This is a genomic window from Corallococcus sp. AB038B, assembly GCF_003668955.1.
Taxonomy (GTDB): Bacteria; Myxococcota; Myxococcia; order Myxococcales; family Myxococcaceae; genus Corallococcus; species Corallococcus exiguus.
Genome location: NZ_RAWO01000145.1, coordinates 1 through 431 on the forward strand (window position 1 = coordinate 1; position 431 = coordinate 431).

General features: G+C 61.3%; 1 pseudogene. It reads right to left on the minus strand.

Going from position 1 to position 431, the window contains the following annotated elements:
- Nucleotides 1-308 (minus strand): annotated as a pseudogene (locus D7Y04_RS42815) (hypothetical protein); the annotation flags it as partial.
- Between the last annotated feature and the right edge of the window lie 123 nt (nucleotides 309-431).

The following is a 431-nucleotide window of genomic DNA, read 5'->3' on the forward strand; positions in this document are numbered from 1 at the left end:
AGGAAGTTGTTGAGGATGGTGCGCTCGTTCGCGTCGGGAACCTTGGACTTCGGGCTCACGGAACCAATGTAGATGAGACGCGAGTTGAGCCGCGTCGAGGCCTCCTCCATCTGAGCCAGCATCGCCGCGACGTCCTCCTTGGTCGGAGGATTCTGCCAGCGGGAGAAGATGACTCGGTCGATGAGCTCTGCCTTGTACGTGGTGGGGCCGTTCACGATGCCTCCGGTGAGGCGGACGGTTTCGATGCCAAGAAGCGCCCGGCCGGCGTTCTCCACAGCGCCGCGCGTCTGGATGTGTAGCAGGAACACTCCTTTCGTTGAAGAGAGTCACTGCTGCACGCGATCACTCCACCGTCGCAATCCTGCTGTCCGTATGCAGCCGTGACGGACAAATCCATCCGGGTCGACGCTGACACGGCCTGAAAATGGGGT